The 2,508-nt window shown below is 59.8% G+C and carries 5 protein-coding genes; 4 read left to right on the forward strand and 1 reads right to left on the reverse strand.

Features of this window, described 5'->3' with window-relative positions:
- Nucleotides 1-666: 666 nt before the first annotated feature.
- Together XANALMUS060_RS16890 and XANALMUS060_RS20315 are read left to right on the forward strand one after the other, a co-directional pair.
- Nucleotides 667-966, forward strand: a complete 300-nt coding sequence (locus XANALMUS060_RS16890; protein ID WP_045739430.1) for a hypothetical protein — start codon at nt 667-669, stop codon at nt 964-966.
- Nucleotides 967-1,123: 157 nt separating this feature from the next.
- Nucleotides 1,124-1,540, forward strand: a complete 417-nt coding sequence (locus XANALMUS060_RS20315; protein WP_152640604.1) for a hypothetical protein — start codon at nt 1,124-1,126, stop codon at nt 1,538-1,540.
- Between the two features lie 128 nt (nt 1,541-1,668).
- Here the strand turns inward: XANALMUS060_RS20315 and XANALMUS060_RS20865 are convergent, their stop codons facing one another.
- Entirely contained in the window at nt 1,669-1,842 is a 174-nt protein-coding gene (locus tag XANALMUS060_RS20865; RefSeq protein WP_161795493.1) for a hypothetical protein, read from the reverse strand.
- 192 nt (nt 1,843-2,034) lie between these two features.
- Between XANALMUS060_RS20865 and XANALMUS060_RS20320 the strand changes: the two genes are divergently transcribed.
- Together XANALMUS060_RS20320 and XANALMUS060_RS16900 are read left to right on the forward strand one after the other, a co-directional pair.
- Nucleotides 2,035-2,277 carry a hypothetical protein gene (locus XANALMUS060_RS20320; RefSeq protein WP_152640605.1) on the forward strand — a complete coding sequence of 81 codons (243 nt, stop codon included), beginning with the start codon at nt 2,035-2,037 and terminating at the stop codon, nt 2,275-2,277.
- Nucleotides 2,252-2,508 (forward strand): hypothetical protein (locus tag XANALMUS060_RS16900; protein WP_045739432.1); only part of this gene is annotated, 257 nt, incomplete at its 3' end. The genes XANALMUS060_RS20320 and XANALMUS060_RS16900, both read left to right, overlap by 26 nt.

Here is a 2,508-nt window from a genome sequence, read left to right on the forward strand (position 1 = left end):
TCGACATCGGCTACGCAGCAACGTGGTGGAAACGGCACCACCGGATCTGCACGACTACCGCTTCCACTACCGACGGTTGCTACTGATGGACCACATCCATGCGGCGTTGCGACCGCAACGAACTGTGTTCGCCTCACGCACGTTGCCATTACAGGACCGGGTACTAGATCTCGCCCATGCCCAATGCCAGCGGCGTTGCGACCGCAACGAACTGTGTTCGCCTCACGCACGTTGCCATTACAGNTCTTGCCCGCGAGATAGACGAGCGTTACGAACCTTTCCACCACTGGGGAGAAGTGCCGGACGACTTCAGCTACCTCACCCCGTATCGACATCGGCTACGCAGCAACGTGGTGGAAACGGCACCACCGGATCTGCACGACTACCGCTTCCACTACCGACGGTTGCTACTGATGGACCAAGTCATCAACTACGTCGACATCGACCGACAACATCTTGCCCGCGAGATAGACGAGCGTTACGAACCTTTCCACCACTGGGGAGAAGTGCCGGACGACTTCAGCTACCTCACCCCGTATCGACATCGGCTACGCAGCAACGTGGTGGAAACGGCACCACCGGATCTGCACGACTACCGCTTCCACTACCGACGGTTGCTACTGATGGACCAAGTGCATACATGCGGCGTTGCGACCGCAACGAACTGTGTTCGCCTCACGCACGTTGCCATTACAGGACCGGGTACTAGATCTCGCCCATGCCCAATGCCAGCAGTTGGACGATCATGGGGATGGCGAGGCGTTACCGCTGCTCAGCGCGATGGCCAGCGCCTGGAACACGACGCTGGCCACTGCTGCAACGCGGGTACGGATGGAGTACGCCGACCGACAGGACACGTTGGTCCAGTCCGAGGTCCGCCGCCTACATGCATTGGCGAGGGTTTGTGCCGCGCGTGATCACCACGATCTGGATGCGCTGTTCGTGAGGTACGGCGTCCATGACTGACTTACTGGTCGCCCGCAATCTGGTGCAGGGCAATCCGTTCGCGAGCGGTTTACGCCAGGTCATCGGAGGTGTCCTCACAACCTGACTGACTTACTGGTCGCCCGCAATCTGGTGCAGGGCAATCCGTTCGCGAGCGGTTTACGCCAGGTCATCGGAGGTGTCCTCACAACCTCCCTCCCGTCTTGCATGTAAACCCGATCTGCTGCGCTTTGACGCCTGCTGTCCGATACCCGATGCGACAACAACACAGCAGAGCTCTTTCGCGCACTGCTGTGATGCCCGCGCGCACGAACTGCTCGATGCACATGCGCGGCTGCACGTGATGTGGTCCGGTGGGATCGACTCGACCGTGGCGCTGGTCGCTTTGCTCAAAGCGTTGCCCGGCAACGAACTCGACCGGCTCACTGTGTACCTGTCGAGCCACAGCATTGTCTTGCATGTAAACCCGATCTGCTGCGCTTTGACGCCTGCTGTCCGATACCCGATGCGACAACAACACAGCAGAGCTCTTTCGCGCACTGCTGTGATGCCCGCGCGCACGAACTGCTCGATGCACATGCGCGGCTGCACGTGATGTGGTCCGGTGGGATCGACTCGACCGTGGCGCTGGTCGCTTTGCTCAAAGCGTTGCCCGGCAACGAACTCGACCGGCTCACTGTGTACCTGTCGAGCCACAGCATTGCCGGCCGAGAATCCTGGGTTCTACCAGGCCCACATCGCCGGTAGGCTGTCCGTCGAACGCACCGTCGGCAAAGTCGGGCTGTACGACGAAGTAGTGAGAATCCTGGGTTCTACCAGGCCCACATCGCCGGTAGGCTGTCCGTCGAACGCACCGTCGGCAAAGTCGGGCTGTACGACGAAGTAGTGGTCAGTCACCGGAGAGCTCGGTGACCAGTTATTCGGGTCCGATCTGATGTTAGAAGCCACGCGGCGATTTGGGTTTGAAAGCTTGGCACAGCCACATGCCATGGTCCTGCCTCGTCTGTTCGGCAGCATCGCCGCAAACGAGCAGACCGGTACCGCGCTCTATCAACGCTACGCACCAATCGCCGAGGAAGCTCCCTACCCATGTTAGAAGCCACGCGGCGATTTGGGTTTGAAAGCTTGGCACAGCCACATGCCATGGTCCTGCCTCGTCTGTTCGGCAGCATCGCCGCAAACGAGCAGACCGGTACCGCGCTCTATCAACGCTACGCACCAATCGCCGAGGAAGCTCCCTACCCTCTGTCTGGTCAGCGCACAGGATTTCCTGTGGTGGTGGAACTTCTCCCAGAAATGGCAGCACGTGAAGTACCGGCAACTGCTCTATGAGCCGCCAGGTTCGGACTATCGCGCGCTGCTCGGCAAGATCCAGCATTTCTTCGACACGCCGGCATTCCAGCATTGGAGCATCACCCATCCCGCCGACAAACTTGGCACCAGCATCGACACCTACAAAATGCCGGCCAAGTGCTACATCGTCGCCTTCACCGGCGATCAGCGCTATCTGACCAAGGTGAAAATCGGCTCGCTATGCAAGGTGTTCAAGTATCCACCGGTGGC

It is taken from the genome of Xanthomonas sp. MUS 060, from assembly GCF_000963215.1.
Classification (GTDB): Bacteria; Pseudomonadota; Gammaproteobacteria; order Xanthomonadales; family Xanthomonadaceae; genus Xanthomonas_A.